This is a genomic window from Acidaminococcus sp. AM05-11 (assembly GCF_003472805.1).
Lineage (GTDB): Bacteria > Bacillota > Negativicutes > Acidaminococcales > Acidaminococcaceae > Acidaminococcus > Acidaminococcus hominis.
Window position 1 is genome coordinate 168,365 of record NZ_QRMX01000001.1, and the last position, 25,712, is coordinate 194,076.

General features: G+C 54.0%; 24 protein-coding genes. 20 read left to right on the plus strand and 4 right to left on the minus strand.

Features of this window, described 5'->3' with window-relative positions; all coding sequences use genetic code 11:
* Positions 1-151: 151 nt before the first annotated feature.
* Positions 152-973, plus strand: coding sequence for a bifunctional 5,10-methylenetetrahydrofolate dehydrogenase/5,10-methenyltetrahydrofolate cyclohydrolase (locus DW089_RS00770; protein WP_105326747.1), 822 nt, complete (start codon positions 152-154; stop codon positions 971-973).
* A 4-nt stretch (positions 974-977) separates the two neighbouring features.
* Here DW089_RS00770 and DW089_RS00775 read toward each other — a convergent pair whose 3' ends face one another.
* Positions 978-1,373 carry a thioesterase family protein gene (locus tag DW089_RS00775; protein WP_105326748.1) on the minus strand — a complete coding sequence of 132 codons (396 nt, stop codon included), beginning with the start codon at positions 1,371-1,373 and terminating at the stop codon, positions 978-980.
* 110 nt (positions 1,374-1,483) lie between these two features.
* Between DW089_RS00775 and DW089_RS00780 the strand changes: the two genes are divergently transcribed.
* The 4 genes from DW089_RS00780 (at position 1,484) to DW089_RS00795 (ending at position 5,350) form a co-directional block, all read left to right on the plus strand.
* Complete coding sequence (locus DW089_RS00780) at positions 1,484-2,980, plus strand: class I adenylate-forming enzyme family protein (RefSeq protein ID WP_105326749.1); 1,497 nt, start codon at positions 1,484-1,486, stop codon at positions 2,978-2,980.
* On the plus strand, positions 2,977-3,945 hold the full coding sequence (locus DW089_RS00785; protein WP_199614405.1) for a hypothetical protein: 969 nt from the start codon (positions 2,977-2,979) through the stop codon (positions 3,943-3,945). Before DW089_RS00780 ends, DW089_RS00785 begins: the two co-directional genes overlap by 4 nt.
* Before the next feature lie 151 nt (positions 3,946-4,096).
* The gene (locus DW089_RS00790; protein ID WP_118286652.1) at positions 4,097-4,495 is read left to right on the plus strand and encodes a DUF190 domain-containing protein; all 399 of its coding nucleotides are present in this window, start codon (positions 4,097-4,099) and stop codon (positions 4,493-4,495) included.
* A gap of 78 nt (positions 4,496-4,573) precedes the next feature.
* Entirely contained in the window at positions 4,574-5,350 is a 777-nt protein-coding gene (locus DW089_RS00795) for an ATP-grasp domain-containing protein (RefSeq protein WP_118286653.1), read from the plus strand.
* A 334-nt stretch (positions 5,351-5,684) separates the two neighbouring features.
* Here DW089_RS00795 and DW089_RS00800 read toward each other — a convergent pair whose 3' ends face one another.
* Together DW089_RS00800 and DW089_RS00805 are read right to left on the minus strand one after the other, a co-directional pair.
* The gene (locus DW089_RS00800; RefSeq protein WP_105326752.1) at positions 5,685-7,442 is read right to left on the minus strand and encodes an ATP-binding protein; all 1,758 of its coding nucleotides are present in this window, start codon (positions 7,440-7,442) and stop codon (positions 5,685-5,687) included.
* Positions 7,443-7,465: 23 nt separating this feature from the next.
* Positions 7,466-8,137, minus strand: a complete 672-nt coding sequence (locus tag DW089_RS00805; RefSeq protein ID WP_105326753.1) for a response regulator transcription factor — start codon at positions 8,135-8,137, stop codon at positions 7,466-7,468.
* Positions 8,138-8,351: 214 nt separating this feature from the next.
* Here DW089_RS00805 and DW089_RS00810 point away from each other — a divergent pair, with 214 nt between their 5' ends.
* The 5 genes from DW089_RS00810 (at position 8,352) to DW089_RS00835 (ending at position 14,871) form a co-directional block, all read left to right on the plus strand.
* On the plus strand, positions 8,352-8,654 hold the full coding sequence (locus DW089_RS00810; protein WP_199614407.1) for a LysM peptidoglycan-binding domain-containing protein: 303 nt from the start codon (positions 8,352-8,354) through the stop codon (positions 8,652-8,654).
* Positions 8,655-8,780: 126 nt separating this feature from the next.
* Positions 8,781-10,037 (plus strand): hypothetical protein, encoded by a 1,257-nt coding sequence (locus DW089_RS00815; protein WP_105326754.1) that lies wholly within the window; start codon positions 8,781-8,783, stop codon positions 10,035-10,037.
* Between the two features lie 189 nt (positions 10,038-10,226).
* The gene (locus DW089_RS00820; protein ID WP_105326755.1) at positions 10,227-11,666 is read left to right on the plus strand and encodes a carbon starvation protein A; all 1,440 of its coding nucleotides are present in this window, start codon (positions 10,227-10,229) and stop codon (positions 11,664-11,666) included.
* Between the two features lie 361 nt (positions 11,667-12,027).
* Entirely contained in the window at positions 12,028-13,455 is a 1,428-nt protein-coding gene (locus DW089_RS00830) for an FAD-binding oxidoreductase (protein ID WP_105326757.1), read from the plus strand.
* 150 nt (positions 13,456-13,605) lie between these two features.
* Positions 13,606-14,871 (plus strand): hypothetical protein, encoded by a 1,266-nt coding sequence (locus DW089_RS00835; RefSeq protein WP_105326758.1) that lies wholly within the window; start codon positions 13,606-13,608, stop codon positions 14,869-14,871.
* On the opposite strand, the gene DW089_RS00840 is transcribed toward DW089_RS00835, so the two are convergent.
* Positions 14,836-15,753 (minus strand): LysR family transcriptional regulator, encoded by a 918-nt coding sequence (locus DW089_RS00840; RefSeq protein ID WP_118286654.1) that lies wholly within the window; start codon positions 15,751-15,753, stop codon positions 14,836-14,838. The two genes, DW089_RS00835 and DW089_RS00840, sit on opposite strands and share 36 nt — an antisense overlap.
* 138 nt (positions 15,754-15,891) lie before the next feature.
* Here DW089_RS00840 and DW089_RS00845 point away from each other — a divergent pair, with 138 nt between their 5' ends.
* The 10 genes from DW089_RS00845 to DW089_RS00890 all read left to right on the plus strand — a co-directional run bounded on the left by DW089_RS00845 (position 15,892) and on the right by DW089_RS00890 (position 25,681).
* Positions 15,892-17,247 (plus strand): acyclic terpene utilization AtuA family protein, encoded by a 1,356-nt coding sequence (locus tag DW089_RS00845; RefSeq protein WP_105326760.1) that lies wholly within the window; start codon positions 15,892-15,894, stop codon positions 17,245-17,247.
* A gap of 11 nt (positions 17,248-17,258) precedes the next feature.
* Complete coding sequence (locus DW089_RS00850) at positions 17,259-17,564, plus strand: DUF4387 family protein (RefSeq protein WP_105326761.1); 306 nt, start codon at positions 17,259-17,261, stop codon at positions 17,562-17,564.
* 151 nt (positions 17,565-17,715) lie between these two features.
* Entirely contained in the window at positions 17,716-18,456 is a 741-nt protein-coding gene (locus DW089_RS00855) for an NAD-dependent protein deacylase (RefSeq protein WP_105326762.1), read from the plus strand.
* Between the two features lie 65 nt (positions 18,457-18,521).
* Positions 18,522-19,796, plus strand: a complete 1,275-nt coding sequence (serS, locus tag DW089_RS00860) for a serine--tRNA ligase (RefSeq protein ID WP_105326763.1) — start codon at positions 18,522-18,524, stop codon at positions 19,794-19,796.
* A gap of 297 nt (positions 19,797-20,093) precedes the next feature.
* Positions 20,094-21,266 carry a type III PLP-dependent enzyme gene (locus tag DW089_RS00865; RefSeq protein WP_105326764.1) on the plus strand — a complete coding sequence of 391 codons (1,173 nt, stop codon included), beginning with the start codon at positions 20,094-20,096 and terminating at the stop codon, positions 21,264-21,266.
* 151 nt (positions 21,267-21,417) lie between these two features.
* A complete protein-coding gene (gene ychF, locus DW089_RS00870) occupies positions 21,418-22,527 on the plus strand; it encodes a redox-regulated ATPase YchF (protein ID WP_105326765.1) in 1,110 nt (369 codons plus the stop codon).
* 14 nt (positions 22,528-22,541) lie between these two features.
* A complete protein-coding gene (locus DW089_RS00875) occupies positions 22,542-23,318 on the plus strand; it encodes a histidinol-phosphatase HisJ family protein (RefSeq protein WP_105326766.1) in 777 nt (258 codons plus the stop codon).
* A gap of 143 nt (positions 23,319-23,461) precedes the next feature.
* Positions 23,462-24,073 (plus strand): nicotinate-nucleotide adenylyltransferase, encoded by a 612-nt coding sequence (nadD, locus tag DW089_RS00880; protein WP_105326767.1) that lies wholly within the window; start codon positions 23,462-23,464, stop codon positions 24,071-24,073.
* 37 nt (positions 24,074-24,110) lie between these two features.
* Positions 24,111-24,698: a bis(5'-nucleosyl)-tetraphosphatase (symmetrical) YqeK gene (gene yqeK, locus DW089_RS00885; RefSeq protein ID WP_105326768.1), complete on the plus strand. Its 588-nt coding sequence runs from the start codon at positions 24,111-24,113 to the stop codon at positions 24,696-24,698.
* Between the two features lie 2 nt (positions 24,699-24,700).
* Positions 24,701-25,681 carry an LCP family protein gene (locus tag DW089_RS00890; protein ID WP_105326769.1) on the plus strand — a complete coding sequence of 327 codons (981 nt, stop codon included), beginning with the start codon at positions 24,701-24,703 and terminating at the stop codon, positions 25,679-25,681.
* Positions 25,682-25,712 lie beyond the last annotated feature (31 nt).

The following is a 25,712-nucleotide window of genomic DNA, read 5'->3' on the forward strand; positions in this document are numbered from 1 at the left end:
GGCGGTATTGCTGGAAGTTCCAGATTAAGGCAGCCTGCGCTGACGCTTGCCGTCAGGATAGGTCGCCGAACGGGGCTTTCCGGTCTTGCAGCAAAACAGAGGGCGTGTAACCAGTACACGCCCTCTTTCTATGGAATAAGGAGAAATTTGTATGAGTGAACCTATCATCATGGCCGGCCAGCCAGTGGCTGCCAAAATCCGCCGGGAACTCCAGGAAAAGTTCCAGGGCCGGAAGGTGACCCTGGCCACCTTTCTGGTGGGCAATGATGCGGCGGCCCAGGTTTATAAGCGCAGCCTGCTGAAAACCGCCGCCAGCCTGGGCATCCAAACCCGGGAGGTGGTGCTTCCCCAGGAAACCACCCAGGAAGAGGCCAACCGGGCCATGGACCAGCTGAGTGCGGACCCTTCCGTTACGGGAATCCTGCTGCTGGTTCCTCTGCCCCATCAGATTGACCGGATTGCCCTTTTGGCCCATATGGATCCGGATAAGGATATGGACTGCATCCATCCGCTGAACAGCGGCAATTTTTATGTGGGCACCAGTCCTTGGGCTCCTTGTACGCCCCGAGCCTGCATGGCCATTTTGGACTATTACCAGGTGCCCCTGGTAGGGAAAAATGTGGTTATGGTGGGCTACGGCAGTGTAGTGGGCCGGCCGCTTACCCTGATGCTTTTGGGAGAGCGGGCTACGGTAACCGTCTGCCGCTCCACTACCAAAAATCTGCCGGCCATTACCCGGCAGGCAGACGTGATTCTCTGCGCCGTGGGCAAACCCAACCTGATCACCGAAGACATGGTCAAGGACGGCGCTGTGATTGTGGACATCGGCATCAATTCCCTGGAGGGGAAACTGGTGGGAGATGTGCCGGAAGACGTAAAAAAGGCCAAGGCTTCCGCCTACACGCCGGTCCCCGGAGGGGTGGGCGTGGTCAGCAACCTGATGGTAATGGAAACCTTGACCCGCAATTTGTAAGTTTTTATTTTTGATCCTTGGCGGCCAGTTTGCCCAGGAATTTTTCCTTGTTGACCAGGAAGCGTTCGTGGGTGCCTTGGCCGATGGTGCCGTAATCATCGGAGACCGTAATCTTGAAGGTCAGCTTGCGGCCATCTACGCCCACCAGAACGGCTTTGGCGTTGACGGTTTTGCCTACCAGGGTAGCGGCATCGTGGGACAGGTTCACGCTGATGCCCACGCTGGTGGTAGCGTCGTCCAGGCAGGGATTGACGATTTCACAGGCGGCTTTTTCCATCAGGGCCAGCATGGCCGGGGTGGCATAAACATCCAGGGACCCGCTGCCCATGGCTTTAGCCGTGTTGGTGTGAAGAACGGTTTCGGAGGCTTCGCCTACAGAACCAATGCGAAATTCTTTCATACTCTCACTTCTTTCTGGAATTATTGTTGAACGAATTCATCTTACTCGCTTTCTGCCGGAAAGGCAAGGGCAGAAGGCAGACTGTTATATTTGCAATTGGAGGAGGACGCATGTTTTATTATCAGTTGATTGCCAGCCATCCTGCGGATCGGCCGGCTTTGCTTGACCAGGACCGGGTCATTACCTATGGTGAGCTGCGGGAGCAGGTGGACCGGTGGGCCGCCTTTTTACAGGAAGCCGGACTGAAAAAGGGGGAACGGGTGGGCCTGTTTTCCCGGAACTGTGCGGAATACGTAGCGGCCTATATGGCGGTAATCCGGGCTGGGGGCGTGATTGTTCCCATTAATTTCCAGCTGGTGCCCCGGGAAGTGGCCTACATGATCAAGGATGCGGAGATTCATCTGTTCCTGACCCAGGCCAAATTGGAACTGGACGGGCCGCTGGCAGAGCTGGGCTGCGCCCCGGTGCGGCAGCTGACCTTTGGGGAACTGGACGCTCCGGTAAGCGGCAGTTTGCAGGAGGTCCCCCGGACGGAGGACGACAACTGCACCATCATTTATACCTCCGGAACTACGGGCCGGCCCAAAGGGGCTATGCTCAGCCATAAGAATCTGGTAGCCAACGCCTGGGATTTCCAGGACGCCATCCATGCCCGGCCGGAAGATGTTATCCTCTGCCTGCTGCCCATGTACCACTGCTACGCCTGGAGCGTCTGCGTCAGCCTGAGCTTGCTTTTGGGGGCCCAGCTGGTGATCCAGGCCAACTACAATTTCAAGACTGCCATCCGGCTGGTACAGCGCCATGGGGTTACCCTGTTTACCGGGGTGCCTGCGGTGATGGAGCTGCTGCTGGAAGGGGCCGAGCCCTCCGAGCTTTCCACGGTACGGGAATTTATTTGCGGCGGAGCTTCCCTGGGCAAGGTATTGGGGCAGAAGTTTGCGGATAAGTTTGGCCATCCGGTGCTGGAAGGCTACGGCCTGTCCGAAGCGGCGCCTGTGGTGTCCGTAAACCGGCCGGGGAACGTGAAGTTTGGCTCCATTGGCCTGCCCCTGGTGGAAGAAGAAGTCCGCATCTTGAATCCCCAGGGCCGGGAAGTGCCCCAGGGCGAAGCCGGCGAAGTGGTGGTCCGGGGTCCCAACGTGATGCTGGGGTACCTGAACCGGCTGGAAGCCACCAAGGAAACCCTGGCGGGAGGCTGGCTCCACACAGGAGATGTGGGCTATGCCGATGAAGACGGGTTTATTTTCCTGGTGGACCGCCTAAAGGATATGATTATTTCTAGCGGGGAAAATGTCTACCCCCGGGAAGTGGAAGAAGCCATTACCCAATATCCCGGTATTCGGGAAGCCTCCGTGGTAGGCGTAGCCGACCGGCTTCGGGGCCAGGCCATTACGGCCTTTTTGGTGCTCCAGGAAGGGGCCCAGTGCAATCCCAAGGAGCTGCGCCGGTACCTGTTGGGGCGGATTGCCCCCTATAAGGTGCCCCGGGAATACTTTATCATCCAGGAATTGCCCAAAACCAGTTTGGGCAAAGTGCGGAAAAATATTCTGCGCCAGCAGGCAGAAGAAATTCTTCAGCAGCGGCGCATGTCCGGGAGGTCTTTATGAGAAAAATCCTGATTGGGCTCTGCATTCTGCTGACCTTTCTGCTGGGGGGCTGTGCCAAGGGTCATATTACCCTCCAGGTAACCCGGCTGGGAGCCGCAGATCTGACCTGCAAGCTGACGGCAGTGCCCATGCTGAAACCCACCGTGGATTCCTTCCAGGAGGATTTCCAAAAGGACGGCTATCATATTGAAACGGTCAAGGAAGGGGACTACAGCGGGTTCACGGCCCAAAAGCACTATAACCAGCTGAAGGACATCAAGGACTCCAAGGTACTGAAGACCTTTGACTTCAAGACCTGGGAAAACGCGGCCCAAACGGCGGTGGACCAAAATGGCCAAAAGCCCGACGCCCAAAAACAGGCTGGCAGCACGCCGGCTGCCCCGGCAGCCCCGGCACCGGACAAAGCGGAGAAAAAGCCCATTGTGACCTTGAAGGGCGGACTGCTGTTTGATACCATCAGCGTCCACACCGGCGTAAACATGGGCACCAATGAAAAACTGAAAAACAAGGACGCTCAGGCGGTACTGGAAAATGTCATGAAGCAGATTGACCTCCAGTTTACCCTGATTCTGCCCACCGGCGTGGACAGCACCAACGCACCCCAGGTCAGCGACGACAAACGGGTGCTTACCTGGAAGCTTCCTTTGGGGGAAGAAGTGCCCCTGGATGCTTCTGTTACCTACCTGAACCCGGTGAAGGCTGCGGGCTGGGTTATGGTGATTATTGTGTTAGGCGGCGTAGCCTTAGCCTACGTGCGGAAAATCCGCCGGCAGAAGGCCATGCGGGAATGGACGGCCCGGCAGGAAGCCAGCGCCAGGATCATCCCCCTGCCGGAAGATCAGGTTCAGACCTCCGCTCCTGACAAGAAGCTGGAACAGGAACTGAAGGCCAAGGCGGTGCCTGAAGAAGAAACCCCAGAGACGTCCCCAACGGAGGACAAGCCGGAGCATCCGGAGAAATCCTAAAGAAAATTTCCGTTTCCCTTTTGGGAAACGGTTTTTTCTCCAGGCTTTTTGACCAATCAGTCAATTTTTTGTACTTCAAGCAAGTTTTACTATTACACCAAGCTTGAATTTATGTTACAATAAAAATAGAGCTAGAATGGGAGGGAATTGTATGGCAGACGATTTTTTGAGACTGACCAAATTGAACATCTATGTTGGCGAGGATTTCTTTTACAAAGACAGACCCTTTTATAAAGCAATATTTGATATAGCCAATCAATACAAAATTGCCGGCTGTACTGTGTACCGGGGAACCCAGGGCTACGGCAGCCGCATCCGGGGCAAGGAACGGCGGCTGTTTATCAGTGTTTCCGAAGCCATCAACCTGCCGGTGATCATTACCATGATTGATACCAAGGAACAAATTGAACGGCTCTTCCCGTTCCTGAAGGAAAACCTGACCCATGGTGTGGCAACGGTGGAAGAAGTGGATATGCTGATGACGGACTTTGTGAAGAACGAATACGAAAAGTCCATTGCCAAGCGGCCGAATCCCGCTCCCCAAGGGTAATACAGAAAAACAAAAGAAATTCGCCGGGCATAGCCGTTTGGGGCTATGCCCTTTGTTGTGGCAGAAAGGAAGCATACCATGGGGAGAGTATTTTGCAAGATGAAATTTGACCGGGGTATGGGAATTGAGCTCCCTCACAGCTGGAATTTTGCCAATGCCCTGTACGGGTTTGGTGAAATGGGCGCGGAAGTAATTCCGTATCATTCCTTGGATGAGGTGTATGACCAGGTGGAACGGGAGGATATTGTCTTGGATTATATTGAGCAATGCCAGGAAATCTTCCAGAAATTTGGGATTCACCCTTATTTACCGGATTATCCAGAGCCGCTGCAGCCTTTTCTGGGAAGGAAAATCTGGTCCGATACCCTGAACCATATTGCCAGTGACGAGAAGCTGTGGCAGGCCGGGTACTTTGTAAAACCTGTGAAGGACAAAGCTTTTACCGGGAAAATTATCCAATCCCTGGCGGATTTGGAAGGCTGCGGACAGGAAAACGAAGACCTGGCGGTGCTGGTCAGTGAACCACTGGAACTGAAACAGGAGTGGCGTTGTTTTATCATCTATGCCCAGTTGGTGGATGTGCGGCCCTATCAAATGGGCGAGGGCTATTTGTACCACTATGATCCGCAGCAGCTGCTGAAAATGCTGGCGGCTTTCCGTACCTGGCAAGATCGGCCGTGGGCTTGCAGCATGGATATTGGCGTAACTGGGGACGGGCGGACAGTCTTGGTGGAATGCAATGATGCCTATGCACTGGGCTGTTATGGCCTAAGGGCTCTGCCCTATGCCAAATTGATTTCCGCCCGGTGGAGCCAGCTTCTTGGTGTACCGGACGCCTATCACTTTACCTGCTGAAATAAAAAATAGGGGCTGTGAAAAAAATGAAACTTCCTCCGAGGCCCTTCAGGTCCCACATCCTTAGCGGTTCGCCGTGCTCCAGTCGTCACCTTTCAGGCTTGACTCCTGGACGGCTATCGCGTGGGCCTTATTGACCAAACAGCCACTTGCATAATTTGTCGGGCTGTTTGGATGCGGCCGCAAAGTGTTGTAGGGGCTGGCAGCCTGCAAGGCTGACAGAGGAAGTTTGTTAGGATACGGTTATAAAGAACAATAAAAACGACTTGCGAAGTCTTTTAAGCTCGCAAGCCGTTTTTTCTTTCAGGAGTATTATTTCACAGCCTCTTTTTTATCAGGCGTTTTGCGTTTCTTCCTGGGGACCCTCGGCGGGCAGGCGCACGGTAATGGTGGTGCCTTCGTTCAGCCGGCTGACCAGGCTGATTTGGCCCTGGTGCTGCTCCACAATGTGCTTGACGATGCTGAGTCCCAGGCCGCTGCCGCCGCTTTGCTTGGAACGGCTTTCTTCTACCCGGTAGAAGCGTTCAAAGACCCGCTCCTGAACGGCGTCGGGAATGCCGATGCCCGTATCCCGGACGGTAAGCTGGACCCAGGCTCCGTCCCGCTTCATAGAAACGTACACGTGGCCGCCGGGACGGTTGTATTTTACCCCGTTGTCAATCAGATTCATGGCCATTTCCCTTAGCAGGCTGCCGCTGCCCCGGACCTTGTCCTGGGTCAGCTGGCAGTGGACGGTCACCTGCTTTTCCTTGCAGAAGGGGTCCATAAAATCCACCACGGTCCGGATCAGGTCACCCAGGGGCACCGCTTCTTTCAGGGTACCGGCAGGGACTTCCTCAATCCGGGACAGGAAGATGATGCTGTTAATCATTTCCAGGAGCCTTTTGGCTTCCTGGCGGATCAGCTGGCCAAAGTGGGCAATGTCTTCTTTTTTCTGGTACATTCCCGCAGCCATCAGTTCTGCAAAGCCGCTGATGGAGGTCAGGGGAGTTTTCAGCTCATGGGTAACGTTGGCGGTAAAGTCCCGGCGCAGCTGCTCCCGTTCCCGGGCCTCCGTAATATCCCGGATAATCAGCAGCTGGGAGGCCCGCTCCCGGGGCGTCTCCAGGGGCCGCAGCAGCAGCCGGTACTGGTGGGCCTGGTGTTTCATCAGCCAGGTATGGGGTTCCCCGTCCTGGAGAATTTCCGGTTTGATGCGGGCGTCCTGGGGAAGCAGGGCCATGAGAAACTTGTCCGTCAGCTGTTCCCGGCCCGCAGTGGCCGAAGGGTTTCCGGCCAAAAGCAGCCGGCTGCCCCAGGCATTGACCCACTGGATCCGCAGCTGGTCGTCCAGCAGAAAGACGCCTTCTGTCAGATTATCGGTAATCAACCGCATGGTGTTGCGTTCTTCCTGAAGCTGGCGCATGCTTTGGTCCAGCTGGGCCCCCTGCTGGCGAATGGTGTTCAGGAAGGGCTTCAGTTCATCATAGGAATTTTGAAACAAGGTGTCAGGAAGCTGTTCCTGGCTGTTGCCAATCCGGGACAGGTACAGGGTGGCCTGGTCCAGGGGCTTGATTAAATCCTTGGTAAAATGGCGCACGGTAAACAGGCAAATGAGCATCAGTACGCCCAGGGCCAGCAGCCACCAGGGCAGCAGCAGCGCCAGGGGCCGGAACAGATCCTTTTGGGTCCAGGCTACCCGGAGCACACTGCCATCGGTAAGCCTTAGGGCGGAGTACAGGTTCAGCTGCCCCAGGGTGCTGGACTCCCGGGCATCGGTACCCCGGCCCTTTAGCAGGGCCCGGAGGATTTCCGGCCGTTCCTTGTGGTTATCCATGTCCGACGCATTTTTCATGGAATCGTACAGGACCCGGCCGTCTTCCGCCACCCAGGTAATCCGTAAATCCGGACTGGCTTTGCTGGTATGGTCCAGAAATTCCAGGGGGTTTTCCTGCCGGGTCAATTCCGAACCCAGCACGGAGGCTGTCTGTTCCAGGTAGTAGCCGGTTTCCTGCTTGGAGGTCTGCCAATAGGCAAAGGCGCAGACCAGGGCGGTAAGCAAGATGCAGACCACGCCTACCAGCAGCAGGTGAAGATAAATTCTTTTTTTCATGGGCAGTCAGGGCTCCTTTTCCGCTAAATTCGGTAGCCCACGCCCCGGACCGTTTGGATCACCTTGCCGGCGTCTCCTAATTTTTGCCGCAGGCTGCGGATGTGCATGTCGATGGTCCGGCTTTCCCCGGCGTAGGAGAAGGACCAGACGGCTTCCATAATCTGATCCCGGCTCAGGACAATGCCCGCATTGGCCATGAGATAGTGGAGCAGGTCAAATTCCTTAACCGTCAGGACGCAGGGCTGGCCCTTTACCAGTACCTGGTGCTTTTTCAGGTCCATGAGAATGTCCCCGCACACCAGGGTATCCTGGTCCTGGGGCAGGGAGCCGCCCCGGCGTAGAACAGCCTTGACTCGGCTGATCAGCTCCATAATTCCGAAGGGTTTGGTCATATAGTCGTCGGCGCCAGTATCCAGTCCTTTGACAATGTCGTATTCCCCGGTCCGGGCGGTGAGCATAATGACGGGCAGGGATTGGGTGGCTGGTTTTTCCCGAAGCTTTTTCAGGATTTCCAGGCCGCTTTCTTCCGGCAGCATAATGTCCAGCAGTACCAGATTGGGAATCTGTTTTTCCAGGGCTTTCCAAAAGGCAGCACCATCGGGAAAAGCCTGGGCTTCAAAGTTTTGGCTGGCCAGGGCATAGCGCACCAGCTCGCGGATATTTTCGTCATCTTCTACACAATAGATTAGGGCCATGGTTACCTCCTTTAGGGTGTTCCCTTCTATAGGCTTATTATACGATGAAGGGAAAGTTTGCAACAGGGCTGACAGGAGAAAGAATACTGTCTTTACACAAATATTACAAAAGTGCAAAAAATAAGCGAACAAATTTTCGTTAGCATCTTGAAATAAAACCATAGCCATATTATAATACAGAAAACGAACAAAAGTTCGAAAGGAAGGATAAACGATGAAAACGATATTTGGGCTGTTTTTGGCGGGATTATTCCTTTTGTCAGGTTTAATGGTGCTGGATTTGGACCGGGAGCCTGTGGTTTATCATAAAAAGCAGGTATTGGTCTACAGCGGGGATACCCTGTGGGGCATTGCCAGCCAGGCGGCGGGACCGGAAGAAGACGTCCGGGCGGTACTGGACCGGATTACCCAGGCCAATCACCTGGATCTGCACCAAGCCCTCCAGCCGGGGCAGGTACTGGTAGTTCCGGTACGGGCCGAAGCGGGAGAAAAGGGCCAGCTGGCCAGCCGGCCCTAAGGCAACCCGAGCCGGGGAAGCGGCACAGTTGAACTTTTATTCCTTTCATCCTGTCAAATATGATATACTAAAAGAAAAATCTCCTCCGGCGTTTATGGCAGCTGGAGCAGGGTAGGAGGGATATTCATGCTGGAAGATGCTGATAAAAAAGAACAGGATCAAAAAGTAGAAGAAACCGTAGAAGAGGCGGAAACCCGTCCCATGGATGAAACGGAAAGCCAGGAAGCAAGGGATGAGGCCCTGGAGCCGGTGGACATTCAGGCAGAGTCGGAACGGATTATCCGCTGGGGTGCAGCCCGGGCCAGCGTTATTGTGATGACGCCGTTTTTGGGATCCCTGGCCCTTATGGCCAACGAAGTGTATATGATTACCCGGCTCAGCGATTTGCGGGGGATTGAACTGGAAACGGGGGCCATTGCCGGCCTGATTGGTTCTCTGGGGGCTTCCTTTGTGGGACAGACCCTGTTCACCATTATTCCCTTCCCGCCCCTGCAGGTTCCCGCTGCCGTAGGCATCACCTACGCCGTGGGCAAGGCTGCCAACGCCTGGCTGGAAGCTGGCCGGCCTAAGGACCTGGCTGAATTCAAGGAAATGTTTGAAGAAGCCCGGAAAGAAGGGTCCCGCCGGTTCAAGGAATTTACGGAAAACCCCAACAAGAACATTCCCTTGGGAGATGAAACCAAGAAAGTTATGGAAAAGGCAGCGCCCCTGTTTGATACCGTGAAGGAAAAAGCGGACGCAGCAGCGGACAAGCTGGGAGAAGTGGCCGGCAATATGAACGGCATGGCAGAAAATATCACGGAAATGGCTGCTCCCTTTAAGGAAGCGGCAGAACGCTGGATTACGGCCCAGACCTGGGAACAGCTGCGCCGGGGTGAAGTGGTGGTGCCCTATACGGATTTGTCCGCGGGCCTGGCAGAAGCCATGAAGGACAGCGAATTTACCTTCAAGGACTGCTGCTACCATGGGGACAATCTGCTGGACATTACCGTGGAACACGAAAAGTACGGTACGGTAACGGCCCAGGTGGAAATTGAAGCCATGACCCTGAACAACACGGCCTCCTTTGCCCGGTTCCGAATCCACGACTTTGCGGTGGCCGACAACAAGCTGGGCGAACTGCTGGTACGGCTCCTGGGAACCCGGATCATCATGTCCCTGGTAAATGCCCTGTTCAACATGACCGTGGTGAACCGGGAAGACCTGATCTGCACCTTTAGCGGCCAGTCCCTGACTGTGGACTTTACGGAAGTGGTGAACAAGAGCAAGCTGGCCCAAACCAAGATCAAGAACTTCAACCTGTTCGACCTGGTACGTCTGACGGGCCTGGTACCGGAAGCCGATGGGCTGCACATCAAAACCCATTGGGGCCTGCAAAAATAATTGTATTGCCAATAAGATATCATGTATACAATTTTAGGAGGATGCTTGCATCCTCCTAATTTAATTTACAAAAACATGCGAATTCACTAACGATTAAATGTCAAATTGTGGATTTTTAGTGTCAAAAGGGTTATAATACAGTCGACAATACAATGCGAATTAAGGGAGTTCGCAGAAGGAGGTTTCACCATGATAAGCTTCTTTGTATGTTTGGCGATTTTGATTGCCGGATATTTCATTTATGGCGGCTATGTGGAAAGCTGTTTTCGGCCTCCCATTGACGACAGAAAGACTCCGGCCTATCGGCTGCAGGATGGTGTTGACTATGTTCCCATGGGCAATGGACGGGTGTTCCTGATCCAATTGCTGAATATCGCTGGCCTGGGCCCGATTTTCGGTGCTCTGGCAGGTGCTATGTGGGGCCCTGCAGTATTTCTGTGGATTACCTTCGGTACGGTTTTTGCCGGCGGTGTCCATGACTTTATTTCCGGCCTGTTGTCCGAACGGAACGACGGTGCCAGCATTTCCGAAATCGTAGGGAAATACCTGGGCGACATGATGAGAAGCGTAATGCGCGGTTTCTCTGTTGTGCTGCTGATTCTGGTGGGCGTTGCCTTCACCACGGGCCCTGCTGGTCTGCTGATGAAAATCACTCCCATGAGCTTCAATTTCTGGCTTGCTGTATTACTGCTCTATTATTTCTGTGCTACATTCCTTCCCATTGATAAAATCATCGGCAAGCTGTATCCTATTTTTGGCTTCTGCCTGATTTTCATGGCTTTGGGTGTTGGTACCATGCTGTTTGTGAAGGGTTATGCCATTCCGGAAATTACCCTGACCAATATGCACCCCAAAGGAACCCCCATTTGGCCCATCATGTTCATTACCGTAGCCTGCGGTGCCATTTCCGGTTTCCATTCCACCCAGTCCCCGCTGATGGCTCGCTGCATCAAGAGTGAACGGGATTGCCACAAGATTTTCTACGGCGCTATGGTTTGCGAAGGCATCATCGCCCTGGTATGGGCTGCTGCCGGCTGCTCCTTCTACCATGGTACTTCCGGCCTGTCCGCTGCTTTTGTTACCTACAAAGGCGCCGGCGGCGTTGTGTACGACATCTGCTCCGGCCTGATGGGACCTGTGGGTACCATCATTGCCATGATCGGCGTAATTGCCTGCCCTGTATCCTCTGCTGATACGGCATTCCGCAGTGCTCGTTACACCATCTGCGACTGGTTCAAGATTGACCAGCACACCATTGCCAGCCGTCTGAAACTCAGTATCCCCATTATCCTGGTAGGCGGGATCCTGACTCAGGTTAACGTAACCATCCTGTGGAGATATTTCTCCTGGACCAACCAAACCCTGGCCATGTTCGTTCTGTGGTCCGGCGGTATGTACCTGTATGCCAATAAAGGCAACTACTGGATTGCCATTATCCCGGCAACCTTCATGAGTGCCGTAAGCTGCACCTACATCCTGGTAGCCCAAGAAGGTCTGCAGCTGAGCACGACTGTTGCTTATCCTGCCGGCATTATCTTCGCTATCTTGGCCTTCTGCCTGTTCTGGAAACGCGCCAACAAGATTAAGAATGGCACCCTGGATCTGGCAGATAAACCTGTGGAAGGCTAAGGCTTTCTTAGAATTTAAGATTTATTCCCTTAAAGAGAACCCGGAAGCGGCCGCTTCCGGGTTTTCTTTAACCATTGGACAAATTTGGACTTTTGTCCAATGGGAGAGGAAGAAAAAACTGTACAAGAAAATATTGCAAATGATAATTATGCAAAAATAAAGGGTAAAAATACTAAATTCGTTACAGTTATCCGGCAAAAAGTGCATATAAAGCGTGAATATAAAATTTTTATTAATAATTATACATAAAGCAGTCTTTACTTGTATACAAAATGTGGTATACTAGGAAACATACTCGTGAACGCAGAAAAAAAGCGGGAGCAAAAAACTAGAACAAAAAAGGAACAGAGGGAGAAAATTCATGACAAATATGTACAATCCAGTTACGCCGGAACTGGTTCAGGCCCTGCAGGAAGTAGTGGGGGATAAATACGTAAAGACCGACGAAGAATATCTGCAGCAGTATCAGACGGATGAAGAGGGGAATCCCCATTTCTTCAAGAAGCCGGAAGTGGTAGTATTTCCTGGCTCCACGGAAGAGGTGGCTGCCATTGTGAAACTGGCCAACCAGTATAAGGTGCCCATTACGCCCCGGTCCGCCGGCAGCAACGTGGCCTGCGGGGCCATTCCCATTTACCATGGCATGGTGGTGGAACTGGAACGGATGAACCAGATCCTGACCCTGGATGCGGATAACCTGTACGCAGTGGTGCAAACCGGCGTCATTACCGGTCAGCTCCAGGCAGAAGCCAAGAAACATGGTCTCTTGTACGCTGGAGATCCTTCCAGCGCCGACAGCAGCCAGATTGGCGGCAACGTAGCCAACAATGCCGGGGGCAACAAGGCCGTCCGCTACGGCACCACCCGGAACCAGATCTACGCCCTGAAGGTAGTTACGCCCCTGGGGGATATTGTGGAAGTGGGCGCCCGGCTGAAGAAGTGCTCCACGGGGCTGTGCCTGGAGCAGCTGTTTGCCGGCAGCGAAGGGACCCTGGGCATCATTACGGAAATTACCGTAAAGCTTTGGCCCCTGCCTCCCTATAACTTCAATATGGTCTGCGTTTTTGATGACGATGCCAAAGCCTTTGCCCTGCCCAACAAGATCTTGAAGGCCGGCATTGAGCCTACCAGCCTGGAATTCATGGACAATGAAGCCCTGGTCATGACCTGCAAATATCTGGACAATATGGAAATGCCCCATGTAAATGAAGGCTGCAGCTACGTGATTGTCACCGTGGAAAGCTTTGACCAGGAAGAAAGCGACCGGAAAATGGAGCGCCTCTGTGAACTGGCTGAAGCAAACGGTTCCTTGGACGAATTTGAAGCAGATGACCGGATTTGGAAGGTCCGGAAGGAATTTGCCGAAGCCGCCCGGGACGTGGACAGAATGTTCCAGACCGAAGATTTCGTAGTGCCCCTGGACAAGATTGCGGAAATGACCGCCCAGATTCCGGAACTGCGGGAAAAATACAACCTGTACTGCGTGACCTGCGCCCATATCGGCGATGGGAATATCCACGTGCTGCCCCTGAACAAGGAAGGGCTGCCGCCGGAAGAATGGTTCAAGAAAATCAAGGCCTTTCATGCGGACCTGTTTCCCCGGGTATATGCCCTGGGCGGGAAGATGTCCGGCGAACACGGCATCGGCTACAAAAAACTGGAAGAATTTGCCCGCTGCACCCCGGAAGGGGAAGTGAAACTGATCAAGGCCATCAAGCACGCCCTGGATCCCAACAATATCATGAACCCGGGGAAACTGGTGGATATGAACGGCGATTTTATTGCCTGAAACCTGTAAAAAAAGACGCGTAAACTGCGGTTTACGTGTCTTTTTTTTACGCTCTGGGGCCGGATGCCTTCCGCCTTGCTAAAAAATCCTGCAAGCAAGGGGGAATTGCTTTATAATAAAAGAGACTATCAGGTACGGAGGGGAAGAACCATGAAAAAATGGCTGGGACTACTGGTAATAGGACTGCTGGCAGGAGCGGGGCTTAGCGGAGTTGAAGTACGCCCCGCAGAAGCGGAAACGGCGCCCCGACTTCTGGCAGAAAACGCCCAACCCCAAATAGCCCAGCGGGCGGCTGGAGCTAAGGCAAAGCCGGACGCCCTGGCCGCGGGAAAGGGGAAAGGGGTCCCGGCGCAGCAACAGGCCCTGCCAAGCCCCAAGACTGCGGCGAAGGAGGCAGTCCTGTCTGCCGTAAAGGAGGCAGCGCTCCCGGAAAAGGGGGAAGACTACCGGGATCCCCGGAATGGGGTCAGCTTTACCCTGCCTCCTGGGTTTATCAGCCAGGGCACCTATGCCAAGAAAAATGGCAAGGGGGACCTTATGATGCGGGCCCTGGACGGGGACCGGATTTTTGTGTACACGGCCAATGGGGCCATGCTGTCCCAGGCTGGGAAAAAGGAAAACCAGCCCTTCCATACCCGGGATTCCATGCTGAAGCTGTCCCTGAAAACCTACCTCCAGGAAGCGGCAGAAAAAAAGCTGCCGGTGCTGGCAGCCAAGCTGGGAACCTTTGGCACCCAGCCAGGCTTCCATATTCGTCAGGAAGAAGAGGGCAAGCTGGCGGACCGGTACTTTTTTGCGGACCGCAAAAACCTGTATACCCTGAGCTTTCTCACTACGGCGGAGGAGAATCAGGCGCTCCAGCCGGCCATTGCCCAAATGCTGGATACCCTGAAGATTCCCACGCCCTATGAGCGGGTGACCATTCCGGGCAGCTCCCTGTCCTACGAAATCCCCTACGGGGGTGTGGATGAGCTGCAACTGAAGGAACCGGGAGACCCCCATATCCAAATGCAGATGCACGTAGATGATAAGCTGCTGACTGGGGTGATTTACCATCCCTTGCAGGAGGATTTGACCTACGCTGTGCTGCCGGAACGCTACGAGAATCTGGGAGAAGTGGACCGGAAAAACCTGTGCCGGGTGCTGACCCAGGGCCGGCAGGACCAGTGGGAAAGCCTGCACCCCGGGGTTCCGTTGGAAGAAAACACCACCTATTTTTCCCAAGCCGCAGGGCGAACCTGCCTGGTGGAAAAGACCCGGGGCGGCGGCGAAACCAGCCTGGGGTACCTGTTCCTGCTGGACGGAAAACTGCTGTCCCTGGACTACGTTGCCTTGGAAAATACCGATAATCAGGCCATCATCGACCACTCGGTCAACAGTTTACGCCTGGAGGGGGAGAGCGGCCGTCTGCAATAGGGCAATCAGGTCCTGCATGGCCTTGGTCAGGTACAGGGCCGGCCGGTGCGCCAGATACAGGGTACGGGTCAGGGACTGGGGTGCAAAATCGTAGAAATAGGCCGGTTGTTCCCGGTCCAGGGAAGGCAGGGCAATCCCTGGTACGAAAGTGAAACCCGCATTGTGGAGCACCAGTTTGTGGGCCAGCTCAATACTGTCTGTTTCTAAAATGACTTTGGGAGTAACCTGCCATTTTTCACAAAGTGCGTCGGCCATTTTCCGCATTCCCCGGCCGGGCTTTAGGAGAATCATGGGGGCGCCCTCCAAAAATCGCAAATCGCTGAGTACACCGGGTACGGTTCCCCGGTGTTTTTTGTTGGTCGGAAAGGAAGGGGGCGCTTCCAGGTAAATTTTGTCTGTAAGGATTTTGGTGTAGGCCAGTTCCGGCACATCGGTGAAATAGGTCAGGGCCAGTTCGATTTCTCCCCGCAGCAGGGCTGCGTCCAGCTTGCGGACCTGGGTTTCCGTCAGCAGCAGCTCCACCTTGGGGTATTTGGCCCGGAAGGTTTCCAAAATTTGGGGCAGCAGGTACTGGCCGGAAATGGCGGACAGCCCCAGGCGAATCTGGCCTTTTTGGGAATCCCGCATATCCTGGATTTCCCGGAGGACTTCCTGGTGCCGTTCCAGCATGGCTTGGCAGCAGGTCAGGTACACCTGTCCGGCCTGGGTCAGGGTAACCCCGCTTTGCCGCCGGATGAACAGCTCTGCCCCGGCTTCTGTTTCCAGGTCCCGGATGACCCGGCTCAGGGCGGGCTGGGAAATGAACAGCTGCCGGGCGGCCGTGGTGATATTCCCTGTCTGGGCGGTTTTTACAAAGTACTCCAGCTGTTTTTCGTTAAACATGGTTCCTCCTTCATAGGGCTTTGTTTTGCAAGAAACATAACATAAATACTATGGTAATATGATTATAATGGAATTTTACATTATTGTATAGGGGCGGTATACTAAAACCAGAAAGCAAGAGAAACAGGAGGAAAGAGCATGGCACATGTAAAGATTTTGGTTCCCTACGGAGCTGTTGGTTTGAACTGTTCGGACGAGGCTTTTGCCAATGGCCTGGCTCTGCAGCCGGATATTATCTGCTGCGACGCCGGGTCCACGGATTCTGGCCCCTACTACCTGGGGACGGGCAAGGGCAAGTATATGACGGCGGCGGTAAAGCGGGATTTGCGCCGGATGGTAAAAGGAGCCCATGCCCTGGGTGTGCCCATGGCCATTGGGTCAGCCGGAACCTGCGGCAGCAACGCCGGGGTGGATGAAGCGGTCCGCCTGATCCAGGAAATCTGCCAGGAAGAAAATATCCATGGCAAGAAAATCGTGAAAATCTACACGGAACAGGAGCCGGCCAAAATGGCAGCCTATTACAAGGCGGGCAAGGTCCAGGCCCTGGCCGGGGCTCCGGAAATTACCGCGGAGACCTTTGGGGAATGCGACCACATTGTGGCGCTCTCTGGAGCCGAACCCTTCCAAAAAGCCCTGGAAATGGGGGCGGACATCATTGTCTGCGGCCGCTCCACGGATACGGCCATTATGGCGTTCTATCCGCTGCTGAAGGGCTGCCACGAAGCCAGCTGCTGGCACGCCGCCAAAATTGCGGAATGCGGCGGCCTGTGCACTTCGGCCGGGCTGCAGGGCTGCGCCTTCCTGGAACTGGATGACAAGGGCTTCACCGTCCGGGCCATTGCTCCTGGAGCCACGGTAACGCCCTACTCCGTTTCCGCCCATTTGCTGTATGAGAATGCGGATCCCATCCATCTTACGGAACCAGGAATCCAGATTGATGCTTCCCATACCACCTACACTGCTGTGGATGAAAAGACCGTGCGGGTGGAAGGCACGGTACTGACCCACAAGCCCTATACCATGAAACTGGAAGGCTCCGGCGCCGTGGGCTATCAGACCATTTCCCTGGTGGGTATCCGGGACCGGGAAATCCTGAAGGATCCCCTGCGCTTTGTGGAAGCCATCCGCCAGGAAGGTACCTCTAAGCTGACCTCCATGGGGGTGGCAGCAGCGTCCTACCACATTAACCTGAAACCCTATGGCTATAACGCCGTATCCGGCCAGCCGGTAAAGGAAGGCTATGTGCCGGAAGAAATTGGCCTTTTGCTGACGGTAACGGCGGATACCCAGGAACTTGCCACCCAGGTGGCCAAGGCCTTTAACCCGCTCCTGCTCCACTACAACCTGTTCCCGGAGCGGCAGATGCCTTCCTTTGGCTTTGCCTTCTCCCCGGCAGAAATAGAGCGGGGCAAGATTTACGAATTTAAGCTGTACCACACGGTTTCCCTGGAGGACCCGCTGGAATTGGTCACCTTCCAGGAAACTGAGGCATAAAGGAGGATTCTATGGCTACTCTTGGAGAAACAGTAAGATATTTAAGAAGCAAAAATGCCGGCCCTTTCTGGCTGACCGTGGATGCCTTCTGCTGCAGCAAGGAGGATACGGACCGGGTGGCAGATTGCTTTACCCGGAATCGGGAAACCATTGCCAAGATGTTTGCGGTAACCCCGGACCTAATCAAAATTTTTGCCCTGCCGGAGATTCAGGTGGTGAAATTGAGTTTTCCCCGCCGGCCGGTGGAAGGTTCCCGGGATGAACGGGATATGCACGGCGGCCAGCAGTATGTAAGCCTATTGGATTTGGAAGTCTAAACAACTAGTGATAAAAAACGGGAGTTTCTATAAAAACTTCCGTTTTTTTGTGCCTTCAAAAAGAATTTTCCCATTGGCGAGGAATTGCCGTATAATGGAAATATGATATGCAAGCAAGGTATCTGAAAAATATGCTACGGGAGGCGCTGGTATGGAGCAGGAACAACTGCAAAAGAATATTGAAACGGCGGCGGATTGGGTGAGCCAATCCCATAACATTGTGTTTTTTGGAGGCGCCGGAGTTTCCACGGAAAGCGGTATTCCGGATTTCCGCAGTGTGGATGGACTGTACAACCAGAAATATGCCTATCCTCCAGAAACCATTTTGAGCCATACTTTTTTTCAGGAACATACAGAGGAATTTTATCGGTTTTACCAGGATAAGATGCTGGCCCTGGAGGCCAAACCCAATGCAGCCCACCTGAAGCTGGCCCAGTGGGAGAAAAACGGGCGGCTCAAGGCTGTGATTACCCAAAATATCGATGGTCTGCACCAGGCAGCGGGCAGCCAAAATGTGCTGGAACTTCACGGCAGTGTCCACCGGAACTACTGTACCAAATGCGGCAAATTCTTTGATGCCCACTATATGAAGGCGGCCCAGGGAGTGCCTTACTGTGATGCCTGCGGCGGGCTAATCAAGCCGGATGTGGTGCTCTACGAGGAAGGACTGGATATGGACGTGCTGGAAAAGGCTGTGGCCTATATTGCCCAGGCAGACGTCCTGATTGTAGGCGGTACCTCGCTGGTGGTGTATCCGGCAGCTGGGCTGATCCGCTATTACAAGGGGCATAAGCTGATCCTGATCAACAAAGGCAGTACGTCCTACGACAGTACGGCCAACCTGATTATTCCCGCCAGCATTGGGAAAGTCCTGTCCGCACTGCCGGAATAGGTGATTTTTCCTAGGCTTTTGTGCTATAATGGGAGAAATGACGCAATTATTTTGGGGGTATAACTATGCTAGATTTGAAATTTGTTCGGGAAAATACGGACAAAGTACTTCAAGCCATCAAAAATCGTCAATCGAAGATGGACTTGGACGAATTCAAACAATTGGATCAAGAGCGCAGAGACCTGCTGCAGGAAGTAGAAGCTGACAAGAGCCAGCGGAATACGGTCAGCGCCCAGATCAGCCAAATGAAGAAAAACGGAGAAGATGCTACGGAGAAAATCCTGGCCATGCGCGCTTTGGGTGACAAAATCTCCGAAGGCGATAAAAAGCTGAAGGATGTGGAATCCCGTCTGCACGCCATTATGCTGACCATTCCCAATATGCCTGCAGCAGATGTTCCGGTAGGCAAGGACGATAGTGAAAACCCCGAAGTGCGGAAATGGGGCGAACTGCCGAAATACGATTTTGAACCGAAAAACCACTGGGAAATTGGCGAAAACCTGGGCATCCTGGATGCTGAACGGGCTGCCAAGGTTTCCGGTGCCCGGTTCTATTACTATATGGGTGCCGGTGCCCATCTGGAACGTGCGGTCTACAACTTCATGCTGGACCAGCATACCCAGAAGGACGGCTATACGGAAGTGATTCCTCCGTACATTGTCAGCGCCGCTACCATGACGGGTACGGGCCAACTGCCGAAATTCAAGGAAGATATGTACAAGGTGGAAAACCAGGATATGTACCTGATTCCTACCGCCGAAGTACCTTTGACCAACTACTACCGGGACGAAATCATTGATGGGTCCAAGCTTCCCATCTACGTAACGGCACTGACCCCCTGCTTCCGGGCTGAAGCCGGTTCTGCCGGCCGGGATACCCGGGGCCTGATTCGTCAGCACCAGTTCCACAAGGTAGAAATGGTGAAATATACCACTCCGGAAAGCAGCTATGACGAGCTGGAAAAACTCACCAATGATGCTGAGCGGATCCTCCAAGCCCTGAAACTGCCGTACCATGTGGTTTGCCTGTGCACCGGCGATCTGGGCTTCTCCGCTGCCAAGACCTACGATATTGAAGTTTGGTTCCCTGCCCAGGGCAAATACCGGGAAATCTCTTCCTGCTCCAACACGGAAGACTTCCAGGCCAGACGAGCCAATATCCGCTTCCGTCGGGACAGCAAGTCCAAACCGGAATACGTACATACCCTGAACGGCTCCGGGCTGGCAGTAGGCCGTACCGTAGCTGCCATTTTGGAAAACTACCAGCAGGCCGATGGTTCTGTGGTGGTGCCGGAAGTGCTGCGTCCGTACATGGGCTGCGACGTCATTAAGGGTATCTGAGCAAAAATTTTCTAATTGGATAAATATACAGCGTCTGCCTTCCGGGGCAGGCGCTGTTTTTTCTTCTAGGGGAGGTAGGACGCCCTCGGAGTTCTTCTTATGCGCTATTTCGAGGAATTTACGCATTTAAGGGTATTAAGTGACTTAAAAATGAACTATGCATATTTTTCGTGAAACTCCTTTAAAGTCCTCAAAACTCCTTTGTTTTCCTCAATTTTCCTCTTGTACTTTCCCTGATTTGCTGTATAATGATAACGAAATTTGCACAGGCCCTGCTGGGCCAAAGGGGGATGTTACATGAACGAACAAAGTTTTTTCCAATTGTCCCAAGAAGCCGTAACCAGTCTGGCAGAACGTTTTGAGACTCCGCTGCTGGTGCTTTCCCTGGACCAGGTGGAGAAAAACTATGATCTGCTGCAGGCTCATATTCCGCAGCTAAAAATTCATTATGCCATGAAAGCCAATCCGGATCTGCGGATCCTGGAATTGCTGATCAATAAAGGCTCCAGTTTTGACGTAGCTAGTGACGGGGAAATCCGCACCCTTTCCCAATTGGGCGTGGCCGGGGACCGGATGATCTACGCCAACCCCATTAAGATTGATGCCGGTTTTAAGGCCTGTGCCGATGCCGGTGTAACCCATATGACCTTTGACAGTGAATCGGAAATCCAAAAGATTGCCCAGCATTGCCCGGGAGCCACGGTTCTCCTGCGGCTGCGCATCGATAACCCCAAGGCCCATGTGGACCTGAACAAGAAATTTGGCGCACCCCTGGAAAAGGCGCTGGACCTGATGCTGAAGGCCCAGGCTGCGGGCCTGGATATGGCCGGGGTGGCCTTCCATGTGGGCAGCCAGACGGTGGTGGCGGATCCCTATCTGCTGGCCCTGGATATTACCAAAAAACTCATGCAGCAGGCCCGGGCCAAGGGTCTTACCATGCGCATTTTGGATATTGGCGGAGGTATGCCCATTCCGGAAACCGGCGTCCACTACAACCTGTCCGCTCTGCTGGACCAGATAGCAGCCCGGCTAAATGAAGACTTCTCCGACCTGGAAATCTGGGCCGAACCGGGCCGGTACCTGTGCGGTACGGCCATGAACCTGATTACCCGGGTTATCGGCGTCAATGAACGCAATGGCCAGACCTGGTATTTCCTGGACGACGGCATTTACGGCACGTTTTCCGGGGTAATCTTTGACCAATGGGATTTCAAACTGATCAGCTTCAAAAACAGCGGAAAAAAGATTCCGGCTACTTTTGCCGGCCCCAGCTGTGACTCCCTGGATATTATGTTCCGGGGAAAGCTGACGGAACCCCTGGAAGTGGGGGATCTGCTGCTGGTGCCGGTATGCGGGGCGTATACTTCTGCTTCCGCCACCACCTTCAATGGCTTTAAGAAAGCCCGGATTGTGGTCTGGGAAGAAGTCCAGGCGGAGCTGGGCCTGGAAAAAATGCAGCTGGCGGTATAAGCTTTCCCCTAGAGCCCTTTTTGCCGAAGTATCCGGCAGAAAGGGCTTTTTGTTTTCGGGTTTCTTTTGAGGCTTTGCCATTCTTGTGTTACAATAGTAGCATCTGTATCGGAGATCAATCATAACAGATAGAAATAAGGAGAGATGATTCATGAGTTCTACCAATTTGGAAATGGGTATTGTAGGGTTGCCCAACGTAGGAAAAAGTACACTATTCAATGCCATTACCAAGGCAGGTGCTGAAGCAGCCAACTACCCGTTCTGTACCATAGAGCCCAACGTAGGGGTGGTGGACGTACCGGATGCGCGCCTGAAGGTGCTCAGCGAGATGTTCCATTCCAAGAAGATTGTGCCTGCCGGCATGCGTTTTGTGGATATTGCCGGGCTGGTGAAAGGTGCATCCAAGGGAGAAGGCCTGGGCAACAAGTTCCTGTCCCACATCCGGCAGACGGACGCCATTGCTGAAGTGGTGCGCTGCTTTGAAGACGGAAACATTACCCACGTGGAAGGTTCCATTGACCCGGTCCGGGACGTGGAAATCATCAATACGGAGCTGTGCCTGGCGGACCTGGATTCCGTGGACAAGCAATTGGTGAAGGTTCAGAAGCTGATGAAATCCGGGGACAAGAAAGCCGCTGCCCGGGCAGAAGTGCTGAAAAAGATTTCTGCCGGCCTGGGCGACGCCGTGCCTGCCCGCCGGATGGAACTCACCGAGGACGAAAAGGACGCGGTAAAGGAACTGGATCTTTTGACCCTGAAGCCCATTCTGTACGTAGCCAATGTGTCCGAGGAAGAAGCGGCTGATGCTTCCGGCAATCCCTATGTGAAAGCCCTGGAAGATTATGCGGCCCAGGAACATGCCCAGGTTATCGTGATTTCTGCCAAGGTGGAAGAAGAAATTGCCGAACTGCCGGAAGCGGAAGCCAAGGAATACCTGGAAATGGAAGGGCTGACGGAAGCAGGTCTGGACCGGCTGATCAAAGCCGGCTTTAAGCTGCTGGGCTTACAGACTTTCCTTACCGCCGGGGAAATGGAATCCCGGGCCTGGACCATTGTCCAGGGCTCTACCGCTCCCCAGGCTGCTGGTAAGATTCATTCCGATTTTGAAAAAGGGTTTATTCGGGCGGAAATCGTCTCCTACGAGGATCTGGTTAAATGCGGTTCCAAACAGGCTGCCAAGGAAAAAGGCCTGGTACGGCTGGAAGGCAAGGACTACATCATGCAGGATGGGGACGTGGTGGAATTCCGCTTTAACGTATAAGGGAGATGACAACCATGCTGTATGATACCCATACCCATGCCGACTATTCCTGTGATGCAGAGATGACCCTGCCCCAGGCCATCGAACGGGCCAAGGCGTTAAATATCGGGCTCATTCTGACGGAGCACTGGGACCGGTATTACCCCACCAATCCGGAAATGTTCCTGTTCGATATTGACGATTATTTCCGGAAGAATACCCCCTACCGGACGGAACAGATTTTGCTGGGCATCGAAGTGGGCCTTCAGCCCCAGGCCATTGAGGAAGACCGGAAAATGACCGCCGCCCATCCCTTTGACGAGGTGGTGGGGTCCATGCACTGCTTTTTGGGGAAGGATATGTACGAACCTTCCACCTATGAGGGAATGACCAAGGAGCAGGCCGTCCGGGATTATCTGGAAGACTCCGTGCGCTGCCTAGAGCTGCACCCGGATTTTGATTCCTACGGCCATTTGGACTATATCTGCCGGTATATGCCCTACCCGGATCCCAATCTGTATTACAAGGACAATCCGGAGCTGTGGGATAAGGTTTTCACCCTGCTGATTGAGCAGGACAAGGCCCTGGAAATCAACACCCGGCGTCTGGGCAACCCCCAGGTGATTCCGCCCTTGCAGGAGCTGTACAACCGGTTTGCCCAGCTGGGGGGCCGCTACGCTACCTTGGGCAGCGATGCCCATTATCCGGAGCACGTAGGCCGGGATTTGGCGGTGGGCAAGGCCATTGCCGATGCGGCAGGTTTGCAGCTGGTATACTACAAAGAACGGAAACGGCAGCTTTGCCAAGAATAAAAGCAGCAGGGGCCTTCGGGTCCCTGTTTTTTTCTGCCATTTTTGGCTGCTGCCATACAATTGTCACGGCTCCTTGCTTGTTTTACGGGGCCTAGCCTGATATAATACACTAGTATCATCCTGTTTAAAAGGTGGGGAAGTGTATGGGCCGTATGCGGCTGGGAATTTTTGGCGGGACCTTTGACCCGATCCATAAGGGACATCTGGCAATTGCTGAAGCCATGCAGCAGCAGCTGAAGCTGGACCGAATCCTGTTTATCCCGGATTACCTGCCGCCCCACAAATTGCAGCAGCAGTGTTCCCCTTCGCCGGATCGCCTGGCCATGACCCTATTAGGGATTCAGGGGCATCCGCTTTTTACGGTTTCGGACCGGGAGCTGCGCCGGCGGGGCGTTTCCTATACGGTGGACACCCTGCACCAGCTGTACCGCCGTTACCATAGGTATTATGACCTGTACTTTCTCATTGGGGCGGATTCCGCCGAACAGCTGCCTACCTGGCACCGGATTCGGGAGGCCATGCGCTGCAGCATTTTTGCGGCAGCGGCCCGGCCTGGTTTTGCCCCTTACAAGGAAAAGGTGACGAGAGCGCTGGCCCGGCAGGGCCTTACCCGGCTTGTGTGGGTGGATACGCCGGAAATCGATATTTCTTCAACCCAGATCCGCCAGCGGGTCCGGGCAGGACAAGCCATTGGGGACCTGGTTCCCCAGGCAGTAGCCGATTACATCAGACAAAGAGAGCTCTACCAGGGGTAGGGGTCTCTGTCTTTCTTTATAAGGAAGTGAGGGCAATATGGAACTGGAAGAAATGAAGCGGCGGCTGGCAAAAGAGCTGCCGGAAAAACGGTTTAAACATAGTGTGGCAGTTTGTGAAACCGCCATCCGCCTGGCCCGGATTCACGGGGTGGACGAAAAGAAGGCCGCCATTGCCGGCCTGATCCATGACAGCGGGCGGCAGATTCCCACCCGGGATTTTATCGCCAAGGCTGAAGAACTGGGCATTGACCTGGACGAAATTGAACGCTGTCAGCCCATCCTGATCCATTCCAAACTGGGCAAATACTACGCCCAGCACGAATTTGGGGTAACGGATCCGGATATTTTGAATGCCATCCGGTACCATACCACAGGCGCTGCCCATATGAGCCCCCTGTGCATGGTCATCTACCTGGCGGATTTATTGGAGCCGGCCCGGGATTTCCCCAAAGTGGAGGAAATGCGGAAAATGGCCAAAAAGAGCTTGGAAACTACCATGCTGGCGGCCTACGCCAATACCATGGAATACCTGCTGGGTTCCCAGCTGCTGATTCACCCGGACTGCCTGGCCGGCTACAACGAACTGGCCATCCAGCTGAAAAAACCAAAGAATAACAGGAGTTGACTATGACAGAAGAGAACAATGCTGGCAAGCCGCATTACAAGAAGCGGCTGCGTAAAGGGCGATTGTTTTTTTGCCTTGTTCTGATTCTGGCCCTTTTTGGCAGCTGTTTTGCTGCCGGCATGAGAATCTACAACCGCTTTTTTCGGACCGATCCAGTGGCGGTGCAGACAGAAAAGGAAGACCACCTGTCCGAGGAAGCCTTTTCTGAACGCATCAACCTGCTGCTTTTGGGTACGGATGATGGGGACAGCGAAGACTTTGACAAGAATGCCCCCAAGCGGACGGATGCCATGCTGCTGGTGAGCTTTGACCCGGCGAGGAACCGGGTGTCCGTGCTGAGCCTGCCCCGGGATACCCGGGTGCATATTCCCGGCCACAGCGGCTATGATAAAATCAACGCCGCCTATGCCTACGGCGGGGTGAAGCTGGCCAAGCAGACGGTTTCCAACCTGCTCCAGGTGCCCATCGATTTTTATATGCAGGTGGACTGGCAGGGCTTTATCAAAGTGGTGGATATGCTGGGCGGTGTGGACCTGGACGTGGAAAAGAATATGAACTACGAGGATCCCTATGCGGACCTGGAAATCCACCTGAACAAGGGCTTCCAGCACCTGGACGGGAAAAAGGCCGGGGAGTATGTGCGGTTCCGGCATGACGAAATGGGCGATATTGGCCGGGTGGAGCGGCAGCAGAAGTTCCTGAAGGCCCTGTCCAAGCAGGCCTTTACCATGGGCAACATGATGAAGATGCCCATGCTGATTTCCACGGCTACCCGCTACGTCCATACGGATATGGATTTCCTCAGCATGGTGAAGGCAGCCAACTGTCTGAGAATGTTTGGCGAAAACGGGGTCCAGTCTGCCAGTCTGGAAGGCGATTTTGCCACCATTGGCGGGGTGAGCTATTGGGTGACTACCCGGAGCAAGATTGGGGCAACCCTGGATGAACTGAAAATCCCTCATAAGCGGATTACTGAAGATTAATGTGATGATGGATGCGAGAAGTGAAGTAAGG